The sequence below is a fragment of the Aeromicrobium sp. PFPM2_SD2 genome, from assembly GCF_057364525.1.
Genome location: NZ_JBNFNZ010000130.1, coordinates 1 through 5770, shown reverse-complemented (window position 1 = coordinate 5770; position 5770 = coordinate 1). Strand labels below are relative to the sequence as shown.

General features: G+C 74.0%; 5 protein-coding genes and 1 pseudogene. All 6 read right to left on the bottom strand.

Going from position 1 to position 5770, the window contains the following annotated elements; all coding sequences use genetic code 11:
* Window positions 1-203, bottom strand: a pseudogene (locus AC2W7G_RS08015) (hypothetical protein); the annotation flags it as partial.
* Complete coding sequence (locus AC2W7G_RS08010; RefSeq protein WP_485867967.1) at window positions 200-553, bottom strand: TadE/TadG family type IV pilus assembly protein; 354 nt, start codon at window positions 551-553, stop codon at window positions 200-202. The pseudogene AC2W7G_RS08015 and the gene AC2W7G_RS08010, both read right to left, overlap by 4 nt.
* A 220-nt stretch (window positions 554-773) precedes the next feature.
* Entirely contained in the window at window positions 774-1400 is a 627-nt protein-coding gene (locus AC2W7G_RS08005) for a type II secretion system F family protein (protein WP_485867966.1), read from the bottom strand.
* 292 nt (window positions 1401-1692) lie between these two features.
* Window positions 1693-2193, bottom strand: a complete 501-nt coding sequence (locus AC2W7G_RS08000; RefSeq protein WP_485867965.1) for a type II secretion system F family protein — start codon at window positions 2191-2193, stop codon at window positions 1693-1695.
* A gap of 404 nt (window positions 2194-2597) precedes the next feature.
* Complete coding sequence (locus AC2W7G_RS07995) at window positions 2598-2747, bottom strand: hypothetical protein (protein ID WP_485867964.1); 150 nt, start codon at window positions 2745-2747, stop codon at window positions 2598-2600.
* Window positions 2748-2753: 6 nt separating this feature from the next.
* Window positions 2754-5510, bottom strand: coding sequence for a hypothetical protein (locus AC2W7G_RS07990; RefSeq protein ID WP_485867963.1), 2757 nt, complete (start codon window positions 5508-5510; stop codon window positions 2754-2756).
* Between the last annotated feature and the right edge of the window lie 260 nt (window positions 5511-5770).

Below are 5770 nucleotides of genomic sequence, written 5' to 3'. Positions count from 1 at the left end.
AGCCGGGCACGCACCTGGGCGGTCGCCACGTCGGGCGCTCGGACGTACGCCTTCGCCGCGGCGGCACTGGCCGCGGACGTCGCGTAGGCCGCGCGCTGCACCTCCAGCACCGACAGCAGCAGGTAGACCAGCGGCACGATCAGCAGCAGCACGAGCCACACCAGCTCGATCGTCGCGCTGCCCTCCTCGCGCTCGGTGCTCACGGCTCGACCTCGGCCAACGCCTTGCCCTCGACCTCGACCGACAGCCCCGGGCCCCACAGGCCCAGCGGCGGCACCGATGCACGGACCCGCACCGACGTCGCCGGCAGCCCGCCCATGCTCGAGCGCGACGCAGAGACGTCCTCGGCGAACCGGTCGGCCACGGACGTGCGGATCATCTGCCGAGTGCGCTCGGCACCGTCCGCCGGCGTGGCACCGAGCCCCGCCGCGACACGCGCGCCGTCGGTGGCCGCGGCTTCGAGCGTGTTGCGGACGTGCAGCACGAGCGCGACCTGCATGACGCCGAGGACGAGCGGCACCAGCACGAGCATGACGAGCACGAAGTCGACCACGGCCGAGCCGTGCTCGTCCCGGGCCCGCCGCACGTCACCCGCCGACGGACGACAGCGCCGTGGTGAGCATGCTGCGCAGCTGCGGGCCGGCGATCGCGGTCAGCGCGGCGACGAGTCCCGCGGTCATGACGGTGACCATGACCCAGCCGGGGACGTCCCGCGCTCGTCACGGTGCCGCCAGCGGTTCAGCAGTCGGTTCATCGGTTCCCCCTGTTGGTGGTCACGTGCCGGACGTGAGGCTGAGCCCGATCAGGCCCGGGTAGAAGGCGTAGACGACGGTGACGGGAAGGATGAGGAAGACGACCGGCAGCATCATCGCCACCTCACGACGCCCACCCAGCTCCATCAGCTCACGGCGGCCGGACTCGCGGACGTCCGCCGCCTGTGCGTGCAGGACGTCGACGAGCGGGGTGCCGCGGTCGACGGCGACGGCCAGCCCTTCCGCGAACCGGGCGAGCGACGCCAGCCCGGTGCGCGCGGCCAGGTCGTCCAGGGCCCGGGTCATGGTCGTGCCCGTGCGGACGTCGCCCAGGACCCGGGCCAGCTCGCGGGACAGCTCTCCGTCGGTCACGCGGACGACCCGTTCGAGCCCCGCGGTGGGGCCCTCCCCGGCCGCCACTGCGAGCGCCAGCAGGTCGGCCACGGTCGGCAGCTCCTCGCGCATCCGCTGCTCGCGGCGGCGCACCTGCGAGGTGAGGACGTTGTCGCGGGCCAGGACGCCGACGGTCGCGCCGGCCAGGCAGAGGACGAGCAGCGCGGGCGACGGCGTGCCGGCGCCCACCAGCCACCACAGCGAGACGGCGGCGCAGAAGCCGAACCCGGCGACGCCCCACAGCACCTGCTGCACGCGGAACCCCGCCACCGTCTGGCCGGACCCCAGCCGCGCGAGCGCTGCTCGACGCTCGGCGTGCCGCCAAGCAGCCGGCCCAGCCGGTCGCCGGCCCACGCCAGGGCCGGAGCGACGAGTCCCGACCACGTCCCACGCTGCTGAGCGACGGAGTAGGCCTGCGGCTCGACGTCGCGGACGTACGGCGCGACGCGGTCGTACAGGGCCGGACGGCGTCCGCGGACCCAGACGGCCACGAGCATGAGGACGCCGGTCGCGAGCGCGGCTCCCGCGGCACCGCCGAGCACCGCGTTCACGCGAGGATCCTGCGCTCGGTCGGCAGGCGGCCGATCATCAGCATCAACCGGTACGCGACCAGGCACGCGACGGCACCGACGGCGAGGACCAGCGGCCCGGCCCCGGTCGCGAACCGGGCGATCACGTCCCGCTGAAAGCTCATGAGCAGCAGCACGACCCACGGCGCAGCGACGGCGAGCTTCGCGCCGGTGACCGTCCAGGACTGACGGGACTCGAGCTCGCGGCGTGTCCGCAGGTCCTCGCGCAGGAAGCCCGACAGCGACCGGAGCATGCGCCCCAGGTCGCCACCACCGACGTCGCGAGCGATGCGCAGCGCCTCGACGACGCGGTCGCCGACCGGGTCGGCGAGCCGGTCCTTGAGCCGGTCGAGGCTGTCGTGGAAGCGTCCGGTGGCCTGGTAGTCACGGCCGAACGCGACGAACGGCTCCCGGAGACCTTCCGGTCCTCGCTCGCCGAGCTGCTGCAACGCCTCGGGCAGCGACAGTCCGGCCCGCACGGCGGAGGCCAGGTTGTCGACGGCGTCCGGCCACAGCGCGGCGAGCTCGCGCGAGCGCCGGGGCCGCCCCGCGAGCGCAGCACACCGATCGGCAGGACCGCCGCCATCGTCGCGAGGGCCAGGCCGACGACGGCCACGCCGGAGATGCCGGCGACCACGAGGAAGACGACCACGAACGTCCCGCCGCACAGCGCGACGAGGCTGCGCGGCCGGACGTCCGGGAGGCCGGCCCGGGCCAGCAGCGGCGTCCGGTCACGCGACGGACGTTCCGCGGGACGCCAGGTCGGCTCGCACCACGTCCACCACAGCAGGGCTAGACCCGTGCCGAGCGCGAGCCCTACGAGGCTGCCCATGCGTCCGTCCCCAGGAGCGCGTCCAGGTCGATGCCGGCCTGCTCGAAGGCCTCACGGCGGGCCGGCATGCCCCGCCGCCCGCCTCGAGCCGGCTCGCGCCGGCGGCGGGCCGTCGTCACCGGTGCACGCCGACAGCGTCGTGGCGGCCGCCAGGCCGACGACGGCGGTGCGGAGGAACGTGCTGCGCAGCAGACGCGTCATGGCCGATCAGTCCTGTCCGACGTGGAACGAGAAGACGGTGCGGTGCGACGCGCTCTCGGGCAGGTCGAGGTCGAAGACCGGGAACGCGGCCTCGGCCTCGAGCGACGCGGCGACCTGCGCCTGCTGCAGGTACAGGTCGTCCAGCGCGGTGGCGCGCACCTGGCTGAACGCCTCGGTGGCGTCGCCCGCCCCCGCGATCTTCACGTTCGACGCGCCGGTGCGGCGGGCGCCGGTGTAGATCGCGCCGAGCAGGCCGCTGCCGTCCTGGCGCGGCTGGCCGATGTTGACCAGCACCGCCTTGAGGTCGGCGAGCAGCTGGCGCTCGGACGAGGCCAGGTCGCGGTTCGCCGCACCCACCTGGGCGTCGATGCGCGTGACCGACTTCTTCACCGTCGACTCCAGGTTCGTGCGGAACGTCCTGGCCTCGGTGTCCAACGCCGTGCGCTGGCGGGTGATGGTGCGCTTGCCGCGCGCCACCACGCCCTTGCCGATGCCGTCCAGCTCGCGCGCGAACGGGTTCAGCAGGCCGATCGTGTCCTCCTCGACCTGCTTGCGGGTCTGGGCGACCTGGTCGCGGCGCTGCTTGACGCGGGCGGAGGCGTCCTTCAGATCGTTGGCCGCCTTGATGAACGTGCCCTCGTCGACGCCGATCGAGCCCTGGTTGTCCTTGAGCACCTGGAACGCCTGAGTCAGCTGGTCGTACTGGGACGGGAGGTCCGGCTGCGGGTTGCCCTCGGCGTCCGGGCCCTGCGGCTGCGGCTGGAAGAGCCGCGCGATCTCGGTGCCGAGGTCGTCCAGGTCGCGCTGGAAGCCGTCGACCTCGCCCGACAGCAGGTCGTCGACGTCGTCCTTGATCGAGGCGACGTCGCGGGCCAGGTCGCGGCGCACGGCGTCCAGGCCCTGACGGTCGGCCGTGGCCGCGGCCACCTCGGCCCACGCGGAGCGGGTGGCGCCGAGCTTGTCCTGCAGCGAGGACGTGTAGTCCTCCGGGGCCGCGGCCGGGTCCGAGCCGTCGCAGTTCTTGCCGGTCAGCAGGACGACCGCCTCGGTGCGCTCCGGGGAGTCCGCGGTGCGGCACAGCGCGGTGGCGAGGTCCTGGGACTGGCGGATCGCGCCGCGGTCGCCGCCGAAGGAGCCGTCGAGCCGCTGCAGCTCCTCCTCGGCCTTGGTGCGCAGCGCCGTGACCTGGGTGTCGAGCGCCCCGTCCTCGGCCACGAGGGCCTGGAGCGCGTCGACCTCGGACGCGACGTCCTGCAGGCCGCCGCGCAGCGCGTTCACGTTGAGGCCCTGGGCGGCCTGGCGGATGCCGTAGAGGCGGTCGAAGACCTGCTCCATGGCGTCCTCGAGGTTCTGCACGGCGGTGCCGTCGAAGGCGTCGTTGAACTCCTGCTGGGCCTTGACCAGGTCCTGCGTGCCGGTGCGCAGGGCGAAGTCCGCGCACTCCATGGCGCCGAGCGCGGTGGGCGTCTCGCAGGTGTCCTCGAGCGTGCCGACGGTCTCGCGCAGCGCCGTGGTGATGGCGCCGGTGCAGTTGTTGGTGGCGCTGGCCAGCGCGCTGAGCTGAGCCTGGACGACGCGCAGCTGCCCGTAGACGGTGGGGGCGTCCTCGTCGGACGGCTGCGGGACGGCACAGCCCTGCACCGGCTCGGAGACCGGCAGCGGCTGGGCGTCGATCGTGGCCGGGTCGCCGAGCACCCGCTCCTTGACCTGGGTGAAGCTCTTGGCCAGCTGGGCGACGGCCTTGCTGCTGGACGACGTCAGCGAGCTGTCCATGCTCGACTGCAGCGACGTGAGGTCCGACGACAGGCCGTTGAGCGCCGACGTGGCCGAGGCCGAGCTGGAGCGCAGGTCGGCGATCGTCTTGGTGCCCAGCTCGGACGCCGAGCCGTCCAGGCTGCTCTCGACCCGCGACAGGACCTTGCTGACGTCGGTCAGGACGGTGCCCACCGAGCCGAGCAGCGTGATGGTGCGCGAGGTGAGCTGCTGGACGCCGTCGTCCTCGCCCAGCGCCGAGTCGACCAGGCGCGAGACGGACGTGTCGGTGACCAGGCCGGGCTGGACGCTGATGTCGAAGGACGGCGGGTCGAAGTCCGAGACGTCCTGGACGAGCGTGAACGTGGCGCTGGCGCCCAGGCGGGGTGGCGCGAGCATCGTGGCCCACTGGACGCGGGCCTTGCCGTCGTCGTCGCGGCTGACGACGCCGTTGGTGGCCGGCTCGTCGCTGGCCGGGTCGGACGGGACGACCGACGCGAGGTCGACGTCGCCGAGGTCGGCCGAGGCCACGACGGTGAGCGGGGCGCCGACGAGCGCGGGGGAGCGCCGGTTCGTGCCCTCGGAGTCGTAGGACAGCACGGTCGGCCGCACGGTCGTGTTCTGCACCGTGACGTCGATGCGGACGCGGCCGTCCTCGCCCTTCAGGTCGTCCAGGTCGGTGCCGGACTTGTCGCCGAGGCGGTAGGCGGTGAGGACGCGGACGGGCAGCTCGTCGCCGGCCTTGACCGGGTCGTGCGTCTTCTCGTCGTCCTCGGAGTCGTCGCCCTCGTGGCGGATGGTCGTGCTCGTGATGGCCTCGACGGCGCCGTCGCGCGCCACCTCCACGTGCACCGACTGCAGCACCTTCTGCGGCGCCGCGGTGGCCGACTGCAGGCCTCCCACGGCCAGGCCCAGTGCCAACACGCCCACCGTGCCGAGCAGGGCGGCCCGCCGCACCCGCGGCCGGCGCACCGCGTCCGGGCGTCCTGAGCTGTCGAAGTCGCGCGTCATCGATCGATCCCCCATGGTCGTCCCCGCCGACCGGTCCGAGTGGGCCCAGACAGCCGGCGAGACGTGGCGAGCCACGTCTACGTCGCGTGGATCGTACCCCGTCGACGCCGTTCGTGCGGCCTTCGTCGTCTCACCGGGAGAGACCCCGGGACGCTGCTCCGGGCGCGGCCGGGGTCAGTCGGCGGCCCGGGACCCACCGCCGCCAGCGCCGGCTGGGGCGCGAAGCCGCGGGACCGCCAGACCGCCTGGCCGGGCGTCGT